This is a genomic window from Litchfieldia stipae (assembly GCF_014837155.1).
Taxonomy (GTDB): Bacteria; Bacillota; Bacilli; order Bacillales; family Bacillaceae_L; genus Litchfieldia.
On sequence record NZ_JACYHA010000002.1, the window covers coordinates 97,252 to 118,710 of the forward strand.

General features: G+C 36.1%; 15 protein-coding genes and 1 riboswitch. Of the genes, 4 read left to right on the forward strand and 11 right to left on the reverse strand.

Annotated elements, in window-relative coordinates; translation table 11 throughout:
• Positions 1–102: 102 nt before the first annotated feature.
• The 3 genes from F7888_RS02685 to pepF all read right to left on the reverse strand — a co-directional run bounded on the left by F7888_RS02685 (position 103) and on the right by pepF (position 3,868).
• The gene (locus F7888_RS02685; RefSeq protein ID WP_191776968.1) at positions 103–1,464 is read right to left on the reverse strand and encodes a PFL family protein; all 1,362 of its coding nucleotides are present in this window, start codon (positions 1,462–1,464) and stop codon (positions 103–105) included.
• A 16-nt stretch (positions 1,465–1,480) separates the two neighbouring features.
• Positions 1,481–1,756 (reverse strand): ACT domain-containing protein, encoded by a 276-nt coding sequence (locus tag F7888_RS02690; protein WP_191776969.1) that lies wholly within the window; start codon positions 1,754–1,756, stop codon positions 1,481–1,483.
• Positions 1,757–1,854: 98 nt separating this feature from the next.
• A riboswitch (glycine riboswitch) is annotated at positions 1,855–1,934 on the reverse strand.
• A gap of 143 nt (positions 1,935–2,077) precedes the next feature.
• Positions 2,078–3,868 carry an oligoendopeptidase F gene (pepF, locus tag F7888_RS02695; protein WP_191776971.1) on the reverse strand — a complete coding sequence of 597 codons (1,791 nt, stop codon included), beginning with the start codon at positions 3,866–3,868 and terminating at the stop codon, positions 2,078–2,080.
• 176 nt (positions 3,869–4,044) lie between these two features.
• On the opposite strand from pepF, the gene F7888_RS02700 reads away from it, so the two are divergent.
• Positions 4,045–4,815, forward strand: a complete 771-nt coding sequence (locus F7888_RS02700) for a hypothetical protein (RefSeq protein WP_191776973.1) — start codon at positions 4,045–4,047, stop codon at positions 4,813–4,815.
• Positions 4,816–5,225: 410 nt separating this feature from the next.
• Here the strand turns inward: F7888_RS02700 and F7888_RS02705 are convergent, their stop codons facing one another.
• From F7888_RS02705 to F7888_RS02720, 4 genes are all read right to left on the reverse strand, one after another.
• The gene (locus tag F7888_RS02705) at positions 5,226–5,957 is read right to left on the reverse strand and encodes an endonuclease/exonuclease/phosphatase family protein (RefSeq protein ID WP_191776975.1); all 732 of its coding nucleotides are present in this window, start codon (positions 5,955–5,957) and stop codon (positions 5,226–5,228) included.
• Complete coding sequence (locus F7888_RS02710; RefSeq protein WP_225228569.1) at positions 5,947–7,521, reverse strand: alkaline phosphatase family protein; 1,575 nt, start codon at positions 7,519–7,521, stop codon at positions 5,947–5,949. The genes F7888_RS02705 and F7888_RS02710 overlap by 11 nt, the downstream gene beginning before the upstream one ends.
• A 129-nt stretch (positions 7,522–7,650) precedes the next feature.
• Positions 7,651–8,313, reverse strand: coding sequence for a DNA alkylation repair protein (locus tag F7888_RS02715; RefSeq protein ID WP_191776977.1), 663 nt, complete (start codon positions 8,311–8,313; stop codon positions 7,651–7,653).
• A 210-nt stretch (positions 8,314–8,523) separates the two neighbouring features.
• On the reverse strand, positions 8,524–10,464 hold the full coding sequence (locus F7888_RS02720; protein WP_191776979.1) for a glycoside hydrolase family 127 protein: 1,941 nt from the start codon (positions 10,462–10,464) through the stop codon (positions 8,524–8,526).
• A 274-nt stretch (positions 10,465–10,738) separates the two neighbouring features.
• On the opposite strand from F7888_RS02720, the gene F7888_RS02725 reads away from it, so the two are divergent.
• Entirely contained in the window at positions 10,739–11,635 is an 897-nt protein-coding gene (locus F7888_RS02725) for a helix-turn-helix domain-containing protein (RefSeq protein WP_191776980.1), read from the forward strand.
• A 3-nt stretch (positions 11,636–11,638) separates the two neighbouring features.
• Here F7888_RS02725 and F7888_RS02730 read toward each other — a convergent pair whose 3' ends face one another.
• The 4 genes from F7888_RS02730 to F7888_RS02745 form a co-directional block, all read right to left on the reverse strand.
• Positions 11,639–12,403: a carbohydrate ABC transporter permease gene (locus tag F7888_RS02730; protein ID WP_191777446.1), complete on the reverse strand. Its 765-nt coding sequence runs from the start codon at positions 12,401–12,403 to the stop codon at positions 11,639–11,641.
• A 165-nt stretch (positions 12,404–12,568) separates the two neighbouring features.
• Complete coding sequence (locus F7888_RS02735) at positions 12,569–13,441, reverse strand: carbohydrate ABC transporter permease (RefSeq protein ID WP_191777448.1); 873 nt, start codon at positions 13,439–13,441, stop codon at positions 12,569–12,571.
• Between the two features lie 121 nt (positions 13,442–13,562).
• The gene (locus tag F7888_RS02740) at positions 13,563–14,867 is read right to left on the reverse strand and encodes an ABC transporter substrate-binding protein (protein ID WP_225228570.1); all 1,305 of its coding nucleotides are present in this window, start codon (positions 14,865–14,867) and stop codon (positions 13,563–13,565) included.
• Between the two features lie 171 nt (positions 14,868–15,038).
• Positions 15,039–17,573, reverse strand: coding sequence for a bifunctional diguanylate cyclase/phosphodiesterase (locus F7888_RS02745; RefSeq protein WP_191776981.1), 2,535 nt, complete (start codon positions 17,571–17,573; stop codon positions 15,039–15,041).
• 460 nt (positions 17,574–18,033) lie between these two features.
• On the opposite strand from F7888_RS02745, the gene F7888_RS02750 reads away from it, so the two are divergent.
• Together F7888_RS02750 and F7888_RS02755 are read left to right on the forward strand one after the other, a co-directional pair.
• Entirely contained in the window at positions 18,034–19,038 is a 1,005-nt protein-coding gene (locus F7888_RS02750; protein WP_191776982.1) for a 2-oxoacid:acceptor oxidoreductase family protein, read from the forward strand.
• 26 nt (positions 19,039–19,064) lie between these two features.
• The gene (locus tag F7888_RS02755) at positions 19,065–21,377 is read left to right on the forward strand and encodes a thiamine pyrophosphate-dependent enzyme (protein ID WP_191776983.1); all 2,313 of its coding nucleotides are present in this window, start codon (positions 19,065–19,067) and stop codon (positions 21,375–21,377) included.
• Positions 21,378–21,459: the final 82 nt, after the last annotated feature.

Consider the following 21,459-nt stretch of genomic DNA (forward strand, 5'->3'; position numbering starts at 1 on the left):
TTATAACAATAATTATAGTTAAAGAAATCAATGATTACTCACTGATAATAAAAAGAATGTGATTCCTTTTCAGAAGTCACATTCTAATGTTAGAATTAGTGTTTAATTTATTAGTGATTGTAGCGGAGCTGGAATTCGTCCACCTCGACGAATTAATTTTTCAGATCCAAAAGAGTTAACTCCTAGTACTGGTGCTCTCCCAAGAAGTCCTCCGAATTCAACCATATCCCCTTCGACTTTCCCCGGAACGGGAATCACACGGACTGCGGTTGTCTTCTTGTTAATCATTCCTATTGCAGCTTCATCAGCGATGATTCCTGATAATGTAGTCGCTGACACATCACCGGCAAGTGCGATCATATCAAGACCTACTGAACAGACACAAGTCATAGCTTCAAGCTTTGACAGAGTAAGTGAATCATCGATGATTCCTTTAATCATACCGTTGTCTTCACTTACTGGGATGAAAGCACCGCTTAAACCACCAACATAAGAGCTTGCCATTGCTCCCCCTTTTTTGACCGCATCATTCATTAATGCTAGTGCAGCAATCGTCCCGTGAGTACCAACGCGTTCAAGACCAATCTCTTCTAGGATTTCGGCAACACTATCATTCATTGCGTTAGTTGGTGCAAGGGAAAGATCCATTATTCCAAATGGAACACCTAATCGTTCTGCAACAACTCGACCAATTAATTCACCAGCACGTGTGATTTTAAATGCTGTTTTCTTAATAATGTCTGAGACTTCACCAAGGTCAGCCTCGGGTTGTCTCTTTAAGGCACTAAGTACAACTCCTGGCCCACTTACTCCTACATTAAGGACAACCTCGCCTTCACCTGATCCGTGAAATGCTCCAGCCATGAATGGATTATCCTCGACTGGGTTACAAAACACTACAAGCTTTGCACAAGCAATCCCGTTTTGGTCTTTTGTTTTTTCAGCAGCCTCTTTAATGATTTCGCCAACTTTGCGCACAGCATCCATATTAATACCAGCTCTAGTTGTACCAACAGAAATGGAGGAACATACCCTTTCGGTAACACTTAAGGCTTCTGGAAGAGCATCAAGTAAAGTTTGTTCTCCCTTTGTGATACCTTTATGTACGAGTGCTGAATAACCACCTATGAAGTCGACACCTAATTCAACAGCAGCTTTATCAAGAGTTTTAGCAAGTTCTATCGCTTGTTCGATTGTTGCGTGACCTAATAATTCTGCAATGGGAGTAATTGAAATTCGTTTATTTATAATGGGAATCCCAAACTCTTTTTCTACATCTTCTGCTACTTCCTTTAATCCACTTGCATATTGGATAATTTTGTTATAAACCATATTGTTCATTTTTTCAAAATTAGAGTCCGCACAATCTGATAAGCTAATCCCCATTGTAACGGTACGAATATCTAAGTTTTCCATTTGAATCATGCGGATGGTTTCCATCATTTCATCAAGTGCAACATTCATTGAAAGCTCCTCCTTCTTAAACGCGATGCATCGCTTTAAAGATTTCATCTAGCTGTACATTTATTTTTAAATCTAACTCATTACTTATCTGATCAAATTTACTTTGCAATGCATCTAAATTCTCAATTGTTGATACGTCGACAATCATCATCATTGTAAAGAAGTCCTGTAGAATCGTTTGACTAATATCAAGGATATTGACTTGATTCTCTGAGAGGATGGTTGTTACCTTCGCAATAATCCCCACTTGGTCTTTCCCAACTACACTTACAACCGCACGTCTTTGTTTCATAAAAAAACATCTCTCCTTAAAATAAAAATAAAAAAGATTGGAATCATATCCAATCTCGGGTAGGTAGTAGAATAACGTTCATACAAATAAATAGTATTAGTTACTCTTCTGTCCTTTTGCCTGAGATTGTGAATCCTTCGGCTCCACTTTGGATAGTGGTATCTCCAGAAGCTGCTCCTGTTATAGTGTTATCCATAACATTCATTGCATGTATTAAAAAATAATATAATAGTGATACTAGCAAGTTCTACAGAGCCCGTCAATAAAAAAGACTGTGAATAGACAAATAAAAAGAGCACCAATTATGATGCTCATCAAATATTACAGAGTGGAGAACTCCTCAATAAGCTCTTTGAACTTTTTAAGGGAATTTTCAATTGGGTATGGTGTTGTTAAGTCCACTCCTGTTTTCTTTAACAACTCTAGTGGATAATCAGAGCTACCACTTTTCAAGAACTCGATATAAGCGGTTAAAGTCTCTTCATCACCCTCAAGAATTTTAGTTGCCAAATGGATAGCAGATGCAAAGCCTGTTGCATATTTGTAAACATAGAATGGTCGGTAAAAATGAGGAATACGGGACCAACCGTATTTTACTTCTTCATCAAATACAATTTCTTCGCCATTATATTCCCTGAATAACTTCTCATAGATTTCATTAAATACTTCAACGTTCAGTGGCTTGCCAGTCTCAACCAATTCATGGGTTTTCATTTCAAATTCAGCAAACATGACTTGAGTGAAGAATGTTCCTTTGAATTGATCGATGAAATGATTCAAAAGATGCTTACGAATTTCAGTATTTTTTTCATTGTTCAATAAGTAATTAATTAATAAGACCTCATTAACGGTTGAAGCAACCTCAGCTACAAAAATACTATATCGAGCTGTGATTTGAGGTTGATGGAGTGAGCTTAATTTACTATGCACTCCGTGACCACATTCATGTGCTAAGGTAAATAAGCTATCTAAATCGTCCTGATGGTTTAAAAGAATAAATGGATGAACCCCATATACCCCAAGATTATATGCGCCAGATCGCTTCCCTGGCGTTTCTCGCACATCAATATATCTAGCATCTTTGAACTCTTTGAGAATGCTTACGTATTCCTGACCAAGTGGGGCTAGTGCTTTACACATGGTTTCATAAGCTTCCTCATAAGAGATTTCTTGCTTCACCCCGCTTACTAATGGAACACTTAAATCGTATTGGCGTAGTTCATCTAGCTGCAATTTTTCTTTGCGAAGCTTAGTGTATTGATGCATAGAGTGGATATTTTCTTTTGTAGTTGAGATAAGATTTTCATAGACCTCTTTAGGCACACGGTCACCAAATAATGCTTTTTCCAATGCCGATGGATACTTTCTGATTCTAGAAGTCGTTACATTATTTTTAATTGCTGCTGACAGGGTCGAGGCAATTGAGTTTTTTAATTGCATATATGGCTTGTAATATGCTTTATAGGCTTCTCTACGCTTCTCTCGATTTTCATCCTCTATTAATTTCGAATACAAACCTCGTGTCAATTCAACACGCTCACCCTGATCATTCGTTACATCTCCAAACTTGATGTCAGCATTATTGATCATCCCAAATGTATTGCTAGGTGCAGAAAGCGCTTCTCCAAGCTCTGAAAGGATTTCTTCTTGCTCCTTGGTTAATACATGTGCTTTGTAACGGAACGATTCAAACAAATCTTCTTTAAAATAGTCAAGTCCTTTTTCTGTTTCTATGTATTCATTCAAGGTTGATTCATCAAGGCTTAACAAGAATGGCATGAAGAAAGAAGTGGAAGAACTGACCTTTACACTTAATTGCTTTGCCCGGTCGATTAATGATTGTGTTTTGGTATTACGCGTATCTTCATCAACACTAAGCATGGCATAAGCATAGAGTTTGTTGAAGACAAATGATAGCTCTTCATTTTTCTTTAGAAATCGATATAGACTCTTACCATCGTTGATAGCGCCATCGAATGTTTTTAAATGTTGTGCTATTTGTTCGATTAAGAGATAATCTTCATCCCATTTTGCTTGATCTGAATAGAGATCTGCTAAGTTCCATTTCTCATGAAGAGGTACTTCACTTCTCGACTTATATGTAGTAGTCATTTGAACACTCCTTTTTTTATGTATGAACTATACATCCATCATACTAAATATATTCTATGATTTCCTTCATTAACCCTTGTTCTTGGTGATTTCTTTCATTCGGAGGAATGCAAGGCCTGTTCTATTCTTTGTTTACTTAAAATAGTGTAAAATACATAGTGAAAGGAAGTGGAACAATGGCAATCACTTTACCTCATAGGGAAGATTTAAATAATACGAATTATATTCCACCAGTTGGACAATATGAAACATTTATTGATGACGATCATTATGCTGAGAAAGTAAGAGAATGGGGATTATCAACAACAAAAGAAGTGAAAACGGAGTTTTGGTATAAGGACAAAACCCATCAACGTTTGGTCACTATTAAAGGTTATCAAGTGTATGGTGTTTCAACTGAATACTATACCGTGATTATCGAGTTTCAGGATGGGAATCTTAGCTGTATACATCCTGCCTATTTGAAGGAAATGCAGGCTGCAAGCTTCGGGAAAGCTCTGTTATCAGATACATCAGAAGTAAATGTAGCCCCGAAAATCGAGACTAAATCACAAGAATCCAAACCAATAGAAGCAACTAAAAAAGTGAAGAAAGAAAAGAAAGAAAAAGAACCGAAGTTAGAGTTGCCTGAAGAAAAGGTGCATTTCACTGGTACGGTTAAACAGTTTGCACTTAGCTGGAATCATTTCAATGAAGAACATGATGAAGTTGTAGTACTTGAGAACGTAGTCATTGATCAAGACCAGCCATTAGAAATCGGACTAGCATGGTGTTCTCATTCCAAGACACTTAAGAAGTTTGAATTAGCTCCTGGTGAAAAACTAGAGTTTGATGGCAAAATCGTCAAAAAGAAACTTCCAAAAGGTAAAGATGTTGAGGAAGAATTCATCGTTGAATCCCCTGTCCCATACAAGATTAATAATCCATCGAAAATCAAGAAAAGCTAAAGAAATGACTCTAAACTACTTCGCTTTCGGGTTCAATTTTATTCTAATGTATTAAGGAAAGACGTATGGAATGGCATACGTCTTTTTCCTTACTTTCGTGCCGTTGATTTTGTAGGAAGGTGAAGGTCCATACTTAAAGCTTGAAAAATTGTTGAGTATCTGCGTTGTTGAAAAATAAACGGAGAAATTTCGCTTATCTTGTAATTATTTAAAAAAACCAGCTTAAATAACCGAAGGAATTCCCTCTATCTGCTAAAAAGATGGCAAAATTGATGTTTTTTCAATGTATAGACGGAAATCCTTCCCTTATTTCCCTTGCAATTAGTTCCATCCCTATAAATTAGCGGAAAATCTCCCCTTATTTTCTTTTATTAATTATAAATTTCCGGATCAAGTCCAACATACCTTAATTAAATCGTGATTGTTGCCAGAACAGGTAGATGGTCAGATGCAACTGGAGTATTAGAAAAAACAACAGCTTCATTTATCTGAATCCCTTTAGTTACAAATATATAATCAAGTCTTGTGCGTGGCTTTGTGGAGGGATAGGTGTTCCCTGCTCCATTCCCTGCGATATTCCACGCATCGGTATACATTTGTGTCATCCGAATCCATTTACTTGAACCACTTCTCATATTCCAATCACCAAGTACAATTGCAGGTTCATGATACTTACTTAGAATGAACTGGCTTTGCTTTTTATGAAGTAATGGATGCAAGCTTAAATGAGTAACGTAGCAAGAAATCTTTCTTCCATTTACATCGATTGTTGTCTCAAGAATGGAGCGTCCTTCAGTGAAGGGTGAACGAAGCTGAAATAGATGGTTCTTATGCTTATGAATAGGAAAACGAGAAAGCAAAGCATTCCCATACTGTGATTTCTGTTGTTTATTTCTCCGCTCTATAGTGATAGAGGGACTAAACACATGATAAAGTTGATTCTTATTTGCAAGGTACCTTAACTGATCTATAAAATGACTCCGCAATGAAAAATGACAATCTACCTCATTTAGTCCAATAATGTCGGCATTACTTTTAGAAATAACCTCTGAAATTCTCTGTAAATCCAGTTTCTTGTCATGTCCTTGACCATGATGGATATTAAATGTCATCACTCTCAAGCATTGTTTATTAGAGCTCATTGTTCTGACCTATTATTCGAAGAATCCATTCTTTCAAATCAATCATTCTTTGGTGCTTTGGTTCTTGATTTGTTCCTACAACAATCATGGGGAAAAAAGTATCCTGCTTATGGAGCGAACCATGACTTCCGCCTCCAACATGTCTGGGTGAACCCTCTCCAATAAATTCATACCCTGGTTTTGCGTCAGCAACGATATAACGACCTGAATGTGAATGAAATGCGCTATAGAGCCGAGCCAATCCATCTGGATAATCATCATATGATAGAAATTGATCTTCAGTAATAGAAAGATCTAATATACTTGTATTTCCTTCAATGGTCCATGTTTGCTCGTATTGATCAATAAATGGACCCTCAGGTTTGAAACTGAGTTTTCCATCATGATTGACAGATTGTACATGTACAAGTTCTCCTTCTTTCCAGGCTAAATGGTCAATCCGTTCATCTTTTAATAATTTCTTATTAATTTCTTCAGTAGTTATTTGATCATCCAACAAGTAAATAAAGGTCATTCTTTCATTCAAACCAAGAACAATTTGATCATGTGTCTGTATTGGTTCAGTAATTTTGTGAACTTGATATTCTTGAAGCAGCTCCCTCAGATCAATGAGAGCTTTTTCCTTGTTATCAGTTATATCTGTTTGTCCACTATCCCCCATAACAATCCAAACATTTTCCTGGATTGCTTCATCCCAGGAAGGATACATATTCAAAATTTCTTGTAAATGTTGATCTGCTTCTTCTATTCCTTTCATTTCTAATGCTCCGTTTTTATGGACCTTCTTATCGTTATCTGATAAATAGACTAATGAATAACTTGGGAGCCGATTGTTTTTAATCAAATATTTCAGCTCACTAGTAGCAAACTTATCATTAAAACCTAGAGCCTGCCAAAGTTGATAGTTTTTATTTTCAGGATTTAGAATCGACAATAGTCCATAGGAAAAATAGCTAGGAGCCTGAACGGTTTCGCTTTTATCAAACAAATTAAACACATTTAATAGTTTCGGGATATTTAAGGGTTTCATATGATTCCCTCTATATACTAAAGTATTAATGGAGGCAGTATCGCCAATTTCTTCATGGATGGTACTTACCTTAGGACTTAGATGTTTATGATTTAAGTGAAACACACTATCCAAAAGCACCTGTTTTCCACCTAATTTCATAATTTCTTTTGCAGCACTTCCATAGCTAATAAATCTTTGCTCGTCGGAATCAAACCAAACTAAAGCGGGTATTTTGTGTTGATCAGCATAGGTTCCAGTTAATAATGTACTGTCAATGACAACTGACATCGTAGGATAACTGGTTACCATATGCGGATAATAATGTCCTTTATTGATTAAGTATTCAAAAGCGGGTGCTTTTCCATTCTTGATTGTTTGTTCAAGTGCTTCGTTCATTAAAGAATCAACAATAATCATGACAACTCGTGTTGATGGTATGCTTGCAGTTTGTTCTAATTGGTTATTTGTAATGCCTTCGTTTTTCACGATATTCATATATAGAACGATTAATACAATGACGATCACAAGAAGAATTATAAGAAATTTATACAAGCATTTTCAGCTCCTAATTTTGGTTATCCTATATAATTTCCACAAACTCCCTGACGATTATCCCTATTTTATGAAAGTTTGTGTTTAAAACAAAAACCGGTACAGATGATTCCTGTACCGGTTCTTATCCTAAATGTATTTGCTTCCTTCTCGAATGCTAAGTTTTGAAAGTTTATTTCCTTCTATAAATTTTTTGACTGAATCTGGATTTGTTTTTGAGTATTCTCGTAAAGCCCATCCAATCGCTTTCTGAATAAAAAATTCCTTACTATCAGCATTCAAGATAATATAACGATATAATCTATTTTCATCAGTTTCCTCTTTATATCTAAGCTGATAAAGGATTGCTGCTCTTCGAAGCCATAAATAATCGTTTGTTGCCCAGCCCTCAATTGTTTGATCAATGATTTCAGGTGATTCTTTTGCTATTTTTCCAACGGGATGTGGAGCAATTGCGTCCACTGTGTCCCACCATGATTTTGTGGTGATCAATTGTTCTAATAAAGCTAGATGATTTTTATTGATCTTTTTTAAAGATTTGTTCATATAGTCAAGTGCAGCATATTGAAACTCACGCTCTTGTTTCTTCCATAAAAGTTCAATAAATTCTGGAAGGAAATCTTGGTGTAATATCTCAGTGTCAGAATAAAAGACTTTCATTATCTCTCTTCTTAAAGGAGTTTTAATCCCCAGAAAAGGGAAATGGTCTTTCATATATTTTTGCATAGCAATCGCGTTCTCTTCATTACGATTTGCTTCAAATAAGAAAGTGAGTGAATGTAGAATTTTCATGACTGGCTCCTATGTTTTTTGAAGGCTGTTTTCTCAAAGATTGTTGTTTTTTGAGGTGAATTAGTTGAGAATAGATTTCTAGCAGACTGAATACACGGGGGACTCCCGTGGGACTAGTAGGCTCCCACAGGACGCGGAGTGTATTCAGGCTGCGGTATCAAAAGCAACAATATATACGAAAACAGCCTTTTTGAATGATTATATCACTTTCTAGCGTTTCTCATTTATCCATACGATCATTTCTCCTGCCTCGCGATTGCACCATGCATAGTAAGGTATTGCTTTAAAAGTGACTGGAGTTGTTTGGGTAGAAGTAGGTTTATATAAGTAGTTGGACCAGTCATCCTCCACAATCCTCTCGCATTTACCTGTTAGCGTCATTACACCATCAAGCAAGTCTTCAACAAATTCTGCTTGTAGTTCGGCATCCTGTGGCAAAAGTAAACCGTGGAGGTTCTTACCATTATCCACTTCTTCAAGGCAATAAACAATTGGTCCTCTTTGTAGAGCTACCTTTCCTATGTTTTGTCGAACTTGTGGATTTGATTGTATACGCCAGGTAATCATTGGGAACGACAGATCGACTTGATCGTTTTCTCTCCACGTCCGCTGAATGTATGCATATCCATTTTTAGTAACTGGTTCATGGTCTATTATTTCCCCATTTACTTTTATAATGGTACCCTTCGCCCAACCAGGTATGCGAACGGCTAATGTAAATGTTTGATCCATTTCAGGAGTAACTTGGATGGATACATTCCCATCCCAAGGATATTCTGTTTTTTGGATAAGTTTTACTGGCTTTCCTTCTACCTCTACTGTTGTTTCATTGCCCATATATAAATGAACAAACAGTTCTTTTTCTTTTTGAGAATAGATATAATGACCAATTGAAGCAATTAACCTCGCTAAGTTTGGTGGACAGCATGCACATCCAAACCACGGCTGACGAACTGATTTGACATGCTTTTTATCATTTCGTTTTGCGCTTGCTTCAGGTAAAACCTCAAGAGGATTGACATAAAAGAATTTCTTTCCATCTAAATCCATTCCGCTAATAGTCCCATTATATAACGCAGTTTCCATAACATCTGCATATTTACTATTTGCTTCGAGGTTAAGCATACGATTTGCCCAGAAAACTAAAGCAATCGAAGCGCAAGTTTCGGTATATGACAAATCATTTGGTAGATCATAATCAAACGAGAAAGCTTCTCCGAATACCATCGAACCAATTCCACCGGTAATATACATTTGCTTCTTAGTCACATTTTCCCACAGTGTTTCACAAGCTTTTTTCAAGCCTTCGTCTCCAGTTTTTTCGGCCAAATCAGCCATTGCTGTATACATATATGTAGCTCTAACTGCATGACCGACTGCGTATTTTTGATCTCGAACTGGTTGATGAGCTTGGTGGTAAGCATAGTCATCGTTAAACCAGAATGGTCGTTCATCTCCTCTTTTCTTCTTTTCAATATCAAAATAATGTGGCTGATTACCACGTTCATCGATAAAGTACTTACTTAAATTCAAGTACTTTTCATTATTGGTAGCTTCGTATAATTTAATAAGAGCTAATTCGATTTCTTGATGACCTGGATAACCTTGTAATTTTGTTTTGCCACTCCCAAATATCGTATCTATATAATCAGCATATCGTGACATAATGTCTAGGAACTCTCTTTTTCCAGTTGCGTGAAAGTATGCTACTGCAGCTTCTATTAAATGTCCAGCACAATAGAGTTCATGATTATCACGTACATTCGTCCAACGTTTATTTGGTTCCTTCACCGTATAATACGTATTTAGATAACCGTCATCTCCTTGTGCTCTACCTAAGAGGGCAATTACTTCATCTGCTGTTTTCTCTAGCTCAGGATCTGGATGATTTTCTAGACTGAAAGCCACTGCCTCTAACCATTTAGCAACATCACTATCCTGAAACACCATTCCATAATATTCTCCTTCAGCTTCCCCTGCTGCAATTTTAAAATTCTTTATCGCATGGCTAGGTGAAGCTCCAGGAATATTATCGTTTAGAGCATCCCATTGATAGGGGATCACTTGATCTCGGACAACTTTTAAATAATGTCCCCAAAATTTATCTGTGATTTGAACATTATTTTTATGATTTTCAATCGTTTTTTTCATCTGTACATTCCTCCAACAATTAAGTATTAGGTGGACAAAAATGACTTTTGTATGGCTCTCTTCTATTCTTCGGTTCTCGTTTGTTCATCACCTCCCTATAGTTCGAGTAGAATAATAGTTTATTAGAATGTAGTCTCAGAGTACTTGTTTCGATATTCTTTACTAATGAAGCGTTTTCATTATTTGTAAAGGATTTATAGGTTAAACATAGAATAATAATATTAAGATCTTCCTTCTATAAGCAGCAATCCAATTAAAAAGGTGGGACTGATGGGTGAACAAATTTCTTAAGACGAAAATTCTTAGGCCAATTGAATTTATCTCAGGAGGACAATTTATTTCAGAAACACCATGGATCCATACGAAAAGGACAATCGATAGCTTTGAATTGATTATAGGCTTTAACAAGACTCTTTATATTGAGCAAAAACAGATGAAATATGAAGTGAATCCTGGTGATATTCTTCTTCTTCTCCCACATCACGAGCATCACGGATATAAAATGTGTGAAGAGGATATCTCCTTTTATTGGTTACATTTCTATTGTTCAGACGATTACTTGATTATTGATGACGAGACAATGAATGATGAAATTGCAAGACTTCGTACAAATCCGAATTATTATAAGTCTAATACCAATATTTATCTTCCGAACTTTTTCACGCCGGGAAGTATAGATCGAATTAATATCATGTTTCATCAGCTTTTGCATGTTTATAGATCAAATTATTATACATACCACAGCGGCCATTATTTAGTTACTTCTCTCTTAATTGAAATAACAGAGCAACTTATTGCTAATTTTAACTTTCTGCAATCATCAACAAATGGTAATACAAATATTAATAAAATCATGGAATGGATTAGAATACATTCCTTAGGTAATATAACAGTCACTGATATTTCCGATAAATTTAATTATAATCGGGAATATTTATCTCGATCTTTCAAGAAACATACGGGTATGACCATCACAGAATATATACATTTACTGAAATTATCGAAAGCGAAAGACTACCTATCTAGTACTAATTGCAGCATTAAGGAAATTGCCTATAATGTTGGCATCCAGGATGAAAAGTACTTTATGAAATTATTTAAGAAATATGAAAAAATGACCCCTACTGAATACCGTGAATCCTATTTTAGAATTAAAATGAACAAGCAATAGGACTTACTCACCCTTTAAACCTGACAATGTCACTCCTTTTATAAATGCATCCTGTGCAAGCAAAAAGATAATGATAACGGGTAGCACACTAATAACTGTTCCCGCCATTAATACTGGCCAATCGGTGGCATACATCCCCTGCATCGAAGCTAACCCTAATGGAAGAGTCATTTTACTTTGGGTATTAATATAAACCAATGGACTAAAGAAATCATTCCAGGTTCCCATGAAAACAAAAATACCTAATGTTGCCATCGCTGGCTTTGTTAATGGCAAGAATATTCTCCAATAGATCCCAAAAGGTGTACATCCATCTATTCTTGCAGCTTCTTCTAGTGACTTCGGGATAGTTAAGAAGAATTGTCTCATTAAAAATGTACCAAATGCACTGACTAAACCAGGGAGAATTAGGGCCCAGTGTGTGTCCACTAAACCATAAAAACGCATGATGACAAAGTTCGGTATCATTGTTACCTGTAAGGGAATCATCAATGTAGCAAGATAAAGTCCAAACAACAAATCTCTTCCCTTAAATTGCAATCGTGCAAATACAAACCCAGCCATAGAGCTTGTAACTAATTGTGAAAAAACGACAATGCTGGTGACTTTTACACTGTTAAGAAAGTATTGCATAAAGGGAAACCGATCAGAAATTTTTAAATAATTGTCCCATCTAATTTCCTCTCCAAATAAGGTTGGTGGAAAAATAAAAACTTCACTTAAATCCTTTAAAGAGGTACTTACCATCCATACAAAAGGAAATAGCATGGTAATCGCACCTAAACTAAGAAACAGGTGGGCAAGTAAATTCCGATAATTCACACGTTTTTTATTTGGACTTACATTATTGTTCGTTTCTAATTTAGAAAGTCCTTCATTTAAAAACTCTTTTTGATTTAATGTAGGCTTACTCAATCATACTCCCCCCTCTATTTAAATTTCTCTTTTCTTTTGTAATGAAAATTGGATTAATGTGAAGGTAAGGACTAGGAAAAATAATATATATGCCATCGCACTTGCATATCCCATTTGAAAATATTCAAATCCATTTTGATATAAGTAGTGAACAAGGACTGATGTTGAACGTGCTGGTCCCCCTTGAGTTAATAAGAACACTGCATCAAATACTTGGAAAGAACCGATTATTGCCATCACTGTCACAAAGAATGTAGTTGGCCTTAATAAAGGAACAGTAATAAAGATGAATTTCTTAAACCAGGTTGCACCATCAATGTCAGCTGCTTCATAATAGCTCTCAGAGATCCCTTGAATCCCAGCTAAGAATATAAGCATATTAAAGCCTAATCCCTTCCAAATACTTGTAATCATGACAGCTGGCATCGCCCATTTTGTATCACTTAACCAGCTGGGACCATCAATGCCAACAAGACTCAATAGAAAATTCAGTAATCCATACTCAGGGTTATAGATCCACTGCCAAATTACTGCAACTGCAACCATGGAAGAAATAACAGGAAGGAAATAAGCAGCTCTATAAAACTTGATAAAGCGAATTTTCTGGTTTAGAGCAACGGCAAGAAAAAGTGAGATAATAATCCCTACTGGGACCGTCACTACAGTAAAATAAAGTGTATTCCATAATACCTTTCGAAAGGTCTCGTCTTTAAATAGATTTATATAATTTTCAAATCCAACCCACTGAATACTAGTTAGCAAGTCCCAAGCTGTAAAACTTAATAAGAAAGATGCCACAACCGGGAAAAGAACAAAGACAAAAAAACCAAGAATACTAGGTAGTAGTAATATAAATGCCCATGTACTGTCCTTATGAAATAGTGCATTCATCTTCAAGCCGAGTCCCCCTTTTTCATTTACTACAGAAAAGACACTATGTAGTAGAACAATGGGTTGAATAGAGACTAAAGTGTGAGACCAGTAGCCTCTAATTCAACACCAAGTGAAGTCATTATTTTGAAAACTCGTCATTCACCCTTCGCTCAATATTCGTTAGTATCGTATCAGAAGGCTGACCGTCGTACCAAAATTTGTCTAATTCTTCAATCATAATGTCATCAATTTGATTCAATTTGTTGATGGCAAAAGGATCAACCGCTGCATTTTGGAAATATGGAACTAACTCTTTAAAACCTTCGGGATGAACATCTTCATTAAACCACTGTGCAATTCCTTCCTCAGAATAGAGCGATAACCTATTTGGCATCCATAGCCCTTCGCTAATTAAATCCGTTTGATATTCTTCTGAAGATAAGAATTTAATAAATTCCCACGCTTCTTCAGGATGCTTTGTACTTACAGAGGCTGCATGAAGATGTGCTTGACCTGTTGTTTGGGCTTTTTCAAATTTTGGTAGTGCAGCAACTCCAACTGGAAAATCCATTTGTGCTAATTGCTGAAGAGCCCATGACCCATCAATTAACATTCCAATTTTCCCTGTTTGAAGCATCTGTGAAGCACTCATCCCTGATTCCTCTAATAACTTTGCTTCTGGACTATATCCATTATTCTTTAAGGTTAAAATCGATTCTAATACCTCATTTGCTTCAGTTGAGTTCATCGTAGTAGCCGAGAAGTCTTCGTTAAAGATTGACCCATCATTTTCTAATATCGCAGCGATCGTGTTTGCGAAGGTTTCAAAACCATAAGTACCAAATTGAGATGTTTTGTTTCCATCCTTCACTGTTAATTTTTCTGCAGCTTCAGAAAATTCCTCCCATGTCCAGGCTTCTTCTGGATTGCTTGGTGGATACGCAACTCCCGCTTCATCAAATAGCTCTTTGTTATAATATAGAACAGGTGACACAGTACAACTACTGACACCATAAATCTTCCCGTCAATTTCCATGATTTCACCTGATGAAGGAATAAAGTCATTAATACTTAATTCATTATTAAAGTAAGTCGTTAAATCTAATAGAACATTACGTTCTTGAAATGAGCGATAGTCACTAGCATTAATAAAGAAAACATCTGGTGCAGCAGCTCCGGCCATCATTGTCAATAATTTTGAAGCATATTGATCTCCTGGGACTGGTGTATATTCAATCTTAATATTCGGATGAGTAGCTTCAAATTTTTCAATCCCCTTTTTAACACTTTCAGTCTCTAATGGACTCGCTTCCCACCCCATAAATTTAAGCGTCACGATTCCATCCTTATTTCCCTCTGACGTGCTTTCTTTTGCTTGACAGCCTGATAGGACAACCGAAATAGCAATTGCCAACATAAGAAAAATGGTTACTCCCTTTTTCAAATAAAATACCTCCCTTTATCCCTTTTTAAAACAAATAATGAAAGCGCTTTATTAATATTTATATTAACACCTCAAGCTAATCTTGTAAGTGGACATAAAAAAACAATAGGTGTACAAAAATGACTTCTCCTAAAATCGAGAATAAGAAAAAGCTAAAAGCAATTTCTGCTTTTAGCTTGTAGAATTAATATATCGTTGTTTAAATTCTTCTTTCATTAATGGTTTATCAAATAAATAACCTTGCATCACATGACATCCATTATTTAATAGATACTGTTTTTGATGCTCAAATTCTACTCCTTCGGCAATGATTCCTAATTTTAAACTTCTTGCTAAATGAATAATTGCATCAGAAATCTCAGTGTTTTGTCCCTTTTTATCAATTCCTTTTATAAAGGATTGATCTATTTTTAAATAATTGAGTGGCAATTTTTGCAAATAACTTAATGAAGAATATCCAGTTCCAAAATCATCAATTGAGATGGCTACGCCTAGTCTGTTCAATTCCTCCAGTGCTTCGATTGTTTCAGTCATATTATTTAATAGTGCACTCTCTGTTATTTCAATTTCAAGTAATTCAGCTGGAAAATGATGTTCATTTAATGCACTTTTAATACTATTAACTAAATATAATGAATCTAGAAATTGTACTGGAGAAACGTTCACTGAAACAGTGATTTTATTTTCTAGCAGCTGATTCCATTCAATAATTTGAACCATTGCCTTTTTTAATACAGATTCAAATAAAGGTTGGATTAAACCTGTTTCTTCAGCAATTTGGATAAAATCAATTGGTGATATATAACCAAGTTCAGGATCATTCCATCTGACAAGTGATTCAACTCCTAAAAGCTTATTAGTCATAGCATTCATCTTAGGTTGGTAGAATACGTCTAATTGGTCTTCTTCTATGACTTTTCGGAGACGTGTTTCAACATGTATTCTTTCTTTAATAGAATGAGGTCCATTAGGATTGAAAATAACTGCTTTATTCCCACCTTGTTTTTTCGCTGAATACATAGCTAAGTCAGCATTATTTATAAGTGTATGCATATCTTTAGTATGCTTAGGATAAAAACTAATTCCACAGCTTGCCCCAATGAAAATTTCTCTCCCGGCTAATTCATAGGATTGCTTTATTTGTTGAATCATTCCTTTGACAATCTCTTCTACTTTTTCTTCACTTATATCTTTTAGCAATATGATAAACTCATCGCCACCTTGTCTGGCGACAACACTTGAGTAGTTTGCTAAAGATTTTTTTATTCGTTCTGCAATAAGTTGAATTAACAAATCCCCTGTATTATGTCCCATCGAGTCATTAATGTGTTTAAATCGGTCAATATCCATAAAAATTACGGCGACTAACCCATTCGATGAGTCTGCTTCGTGGAACATTTTTTCTAATTTTTCTTGTATAAATCGTCGATTTGGCAAGGTAGTTAATGGGTCATGGTAGGCTTGAAACTTAATGACTTCCCGGCTATTTTTTAAGTCATCTGTATACGATTTTAATTCATTAGATAACGCATTAACATCAGATGCTAAGTGACCAAGCTCGTCTTTCCTTTTTATCTTCAGTTGATTTCCAAAATTTCCGCGGGCTATATCATTAACATGATTCACAATCTGTGCGATTGGTTTCGTAATTGAATGTGAAAAAATGAGACTTATTAATAGAAGGATCAACATAAACGTAAGTGAAGAATAGACATAATTTTCAAGTTCTTTATTTAACTGTGCTTGAATAATGTTATAGTCGTATGTGAATCCAATGACATATGGCTCATTTGCATCAGCCTGAATAGGTACAAATGTTTTCTTTACATATTTCCCATTGATTGCTTGTGTGTAGCTTATCATCTCATTTTTGATTAAGGCTGATTGGATATAGTCAGAATCGATGTTTTCATTCTTGTAATTGTAATTTCCATACCAAATAGGTTGGTCAGATAATCGTACAAAGCTATTTCCATTTAAATGTACAACCTCATCCTTTTTTCCAAAATTCTTGGGATTAAACACTGTTAGTTCTAATACTCCATCAAGACTATTGGTCACTTCCTGCATGACTTTTCCAGGACCGAAACGTTCCTCGTACTCTAGAACCTCATTATCTCTCAAATAGGGATTGATGATATAATTTGTGCTTCCATCATAATAATACCCCCATTTATCTGTATGGTCTGGATTACTTGATGCTACTTCAATTGGCCCAGACCAATAATCCGGCAAAGTCAAACCAATTCCAACATTCACTGATTTCTCGTCCATCAGCTGTTCGAAAGCATCATACCAGTAGCCCCATCCTTTTGTGGACATATTGATTTCATGAGGATCTGATGATTTCACACCAACAATATCATCAGGAGTTCTTTCTAGGAGAGTGATATGTGATACCATTAAGCTTTCTGCAAGTGATTCGAGTTGTTGATTTGTGACATCCTGATGATTTGCAGGGAGGGAATTTCTTATAGCGATGGATGCTGTTCGAAGTTCTCTTCCTATAATCTTTTCAACATATTGTGACCCCTCTTTAGCAATCTCAACTTGATATGATACTAGTTGAGCTAACAATGAAATTTCTCGGTCATAATACTTAATTAATTGGTTTTTAGATAATATATAATGCAATGAATTGTTTCCAACTAAGATTAGAAGAACCAAAATACTAAAGAGAATCGGTATTTTCTTTTTGATCGACATTATAAATGCCTCCATTAAATTGACATAAAATATCCCCCAAACAGAAAGCTCTCTTAAGGGGAGTTTGAAAATTATTATTCTAGCATAATTAATGACTAATTCGTATGGCAATTGGAACCACTTTATAAAAGATAATTAGACATAATTGGATTGGGGTACATACATGTATTGTTCATTTGAATTAGATAAGGGCTTCAATTGATATTAACTAGAGTGTTATTGTTATAATACAGATAAATAGTTGTGGTATAACAACGATTCGTTTTCTTTTGTTTTCCTAATAAAAAAGTTAAAACTCCCTATGATTATTGAGATTGTGTGATTAGTCATTATTTGAGGACAAAACACTGTTGTAATTTAATTTTCTTCCTGTTACAATGAAAGCGTTATATTTATTGATAATTTATAATTTTCAATCTAATGAGCGAACTAAAATGAATATTCGATTGGAGGAATCTGTTTGACTACTCTACCAAAAGTGAATGAGTTAGGATTTTTCGAAATTCGTTTAGAGTCAATTGGAGGTTTAGGTGCCAATTTGGCTGGTAAGATGTTATCAGAGGATGGCGTCGTTGGGAACGGACTAAATGGAGTCGGATTTTCTTCGTATGGCTCAGAAAAAAAAGGCTCTCCTGTTAAAGCACATATTCGTTTCTGTGATCCTGATACTAACATTCGAGACACCACACCTATTGAACGTCCTCATGTAGTTGGCATTTTCCATGATGCCCTTTTCAAAACACTCAATTGTACTAGTGGAATTTACAGTGACAGCACCATTTTAGTTAACTCAAAGAAAACGCCTGATAAACTGAAGGAGTTACTGGCTATTCAAGGTGGAACAATTGCAGTTATAGATGCAACTGAAATCGCTTTAGATGAACAAACGAAAGTTAACACAGCTATGCTCGGTGCTCTCTATCGGGTACTAGACTTCTTAGATCCAGAATCTATGAAACAAACAATCCGTCGCACATTTGAAACGAAATACCCATATTTAGTAGAGCCGAATTTACGAACGTTTGAACGAGGATTTAACGAGGTAGTATTTAAGACCTTCACACCTGCAATTGGTTCAGCAGCTGCACCTTTTAAGAGAGCAGAATCAGCTCTTGGATATGAGACCCAACCTATTGGGGGGACAGTGATTAATCCTGGAAATAGTATTTTAAAAGATTTAAGTATATCTCGAGCGGGTATGCTCCCTCATTTCCATGAAAACAAATGTATTAATTGTGCTGCGTGTGACACTGCCTGCCCAGACTTTTGCTTTGTTTGGGAAGAAAAAGAAGACAAACGTGGTCGACCACAAATGTTCTTGAAGGGTATTGACTACCAATATTGTAAAGGTTGTTTAAAATGTGTTCAAGCCTGTCCTGTGGAAGCGCTTACTGACGAAAGAGAGCTTGATGACGGTTATGCAGAAGCGAATCGTGTCCCCCATTTATTTGATTTAGTTAAATAGTTAAACGAATGAAAGGTGGCAACCAAATGTCAATCGATTTTAAAAGTGAAAAGAATAGACCACAGCAAGGAACTGTAGAACAAAGCATTGTGTTTGAGTCTGGAAATGAAATGGCAGCTTATGCTGCACATCAAATCAATTACCATGTCATGGGCTATTATCCTATCTCCCCTTCTACGGAGGTTGCGCAGTTTTTAGATGGGATGAAAGCTAAGGGGGAGCATGATATCGTCTTAATACCTGCTGACGGGGAACATGGTTCTGCAGGGATATGCTATGGTGCTTCTACTGGTGGTGGGAGAGTATTTAATGCTACTAGTGCAAATGGGTTCTTATATATGTTAGAACAACTACCGGTTCAATCAGGCACACGTTTTCCGATGGTATTGAACCTTGTCAATCGTTCTGTGTCTGGTCCTTTAAATATTCATGGTGATCACTCTGATTTATATTTTGCTTTGAATACTGGTTGGCCAATTTTAATGGCTCGTGATCCACAAATTGTTTATGATATGAACCTTATGGCAATTAAGTTAGCTGAAGATCCTGAGGTTCGACTTCCAGTCATCGTTTCTTTTGATGGTTATTTTACTTCCCATCAAAAGCGTCGTGTTAGTGTGATTAAGGAGAAAACAGATGTTCAGAAATTTATCGGAAAAGCACCAACAAATTTCCCTCATGCTCTAGATCGGGAAAATCCAGTAACAATTGGTCCATATATGAATGAGCCTGATTATATTAATAACTGTTATCAACAATCTGAAGCGATGTATAAGGCAGAGGAAGTATTTGAAAGAATATCAAAAGAGTATGCCCTTTTAACTGGTAGAGAATATCCTGTCTTAGATTTATATAAGATGGATGATGCCGAGGTAGCAGTTTTCATGTTGAATTCTGCTGCAGAGGTATGTAAAGATGTCGTCGATCGCCTTCGTAAAAATGGAATCAAGGCAGGAGTGATTTCTCCAAATATGATTCGACCATTCCCTCAAAAACAGCTGGCTAAAATATTGGAACATGTAAAAGCTGTGACTGTTGGAGACCGCGCTGATTCATATGGTGCACATGGAGGAAATATGGCACTTGAAGTGCGTGCGGCATTACAAACGTATGGAAATAGTAAGACAAAGGTTGTCAATCGAGTCTATGGTTTAGGTGGAAAAGACTTCTATTCTGATGATGCTGAGCATTTCTTCCAATTAGCACTAGAAGCAGCTGCTACAGGGTTAGTTGAGAAGCCATTTGATTATTTTGGTCATACTCCTGGTAACCCAGAATTAGCACCAAAACGTGTTGTGAATCCTTTGAAAAAAGAGGATTTAAATACAGGACTCATTCAGGTAACTCCTAATGAGGAGTCGGGTGAATTAAAAGTGAAAATTCCACCTTTAAGAAGTTTGACAAAGAAACCAAAACGGATTGCTTCTGGGCATGGGGCTTGTCCTGGTTGTGGTATATTCTCTGGTTTAGAGTTATTCTTTAAAGGGATTGAAGGAGATATAGTCGCATTATTCCATACAGGCTGTGCAATGGTAGTTACCACAGGTTATCCATATAGTTCACATAAGGCTACTTATATTCACAATTTGTTCCAAAATGGATCTGCTACATTATCAGGTCTTGTTGAAATGTTCCATGAAAGGAAACGTCGTGGTGAATTTGAAGAGCTTGGCTTAAGCGATGATTTTACCTTTGTAATGGTTACAGGTGATGGTGGTATGGATATTGGTATGGGGCCAGCGATCGGAACTGCGTTACGTAATCATAAAATGATTATTCTTGAGTATGATAATGAAGGCTATATGAATACCGGTAGCCAGCTCTCCTACTCTACTCCTATGGGACATATGACCAGTACTTCAAATGTGGGAAGTTTTCAAAATGGTAAACCGTTCCATCATAAAGATACAGCCCAAATTATGGCTGCTACCCATATTCCATATGTATTTACTGGAACGGAAGCATTTGATCGTGATCTATTGAAAAAAGCAGCAAAAGCACAGTGGTATGCGAATAACGAGGGATTGGTATATGGGAAAATCTTGATCACATGTCCATTAAACTGGAAATCTAAGGATGAATTGGGGCAAACAATTGTAGAAGCTGCTGTAAACTCCTGCTTCTTCCCTCTCTATGAAGTAGAGCATGGCATTACAACAATCACCTATGATCCTGAAGCAAAGAAAAAACGTATCGATGTTTCCGGCTGGTTAGAGCTCATGGGTAAAACAAAGCATTTACTAAAAGACAATAGCAAGCAAATGCTTCACATGTTTGAAACTGAGGTAGAACGTCGATGGAATCAATTGAAGGCAAAGCATGATAGTCCTTATCTGTAAACTGTTTGTATATAAAACAAAGCTACACGACATTTCTTCTGAAATGTCGTGTGCTCTTTTATTTATCGTTTTACTATATCCT

Coding starts and splice junctions, on each gene's coding strand:
- F7888_RS02685 (WP_191776968.1), bottom strand. CDS start 1,464: ATGAATGTTGCACTTGATGAAATGATGGAAACCATCCGCATGATTCAA.
- F7888_RS02690 (WP_191776969.1), bottom strand. CDS start 1,756: ATGAAACAAAGACGTGCGGTTGTAAGTGTAGTTGGGAAAGACCAAGTG.
- pepF (WP_191776971.1), bottom strand. CDS start 3,868: ATGACTACTACATATAAGTCGAGAAGTGAAGTACCTCTTCATGAGAAA.
- F7888_RS02700 (WP_191776973.1), top strand. CDS start 4,045: ATGGCAATCACTTTACCTCATAGGGAAGATTTAAATAATACGAATTAT.
- F7888_RS02705 (WP_191776975.1), bottom strand. CDS start 5,957: ATGAGCTCTAATAAACAATGCTTGAGAGTGATGACATTTAATATCCAT.
- F7888_RS02715 (WP_191776977.1), bottom strand. CDS start 8,313: ATGAAAATTCTACATTCACTCACTTTCTTATTTGAAGCAAATCGTAAT.
- F7888_RS02720 (WP_191776979.1), bottom strand. CDS start 10,464: ATGAAAAAAACGATTGAAAATCATAAAAATAATGTTCAAATCACAGAT.
- F7888_RS02730 (WP_191777446.1), bottom strand. CDS start 12,403: ATGCTATTTCCTTTTGTATGGATGGTAAGTACCTCTTTAAAGGATTTA.
- F7888_RS02735 (WP_191777448.1), bottom strand. CDS start 13,441: ATGAATGCACTATTTCATAAGGACAGTACATGGGCATTTATATTACTA.
- F7888_RS02745 (WP_191776981.1), bottom strand. CDS start 17,573: ATGTCGATCAAAAAGAAAATACCGATTCTCTTTAGTATTTTGGTTCTT.
- F7888_RS02755 (WP_191776983.1), top strand. CDS start 19,065: ATGTCAATCGATTTTAAAAGTGAAAAGAATAGACCACAGCAAGGAACT.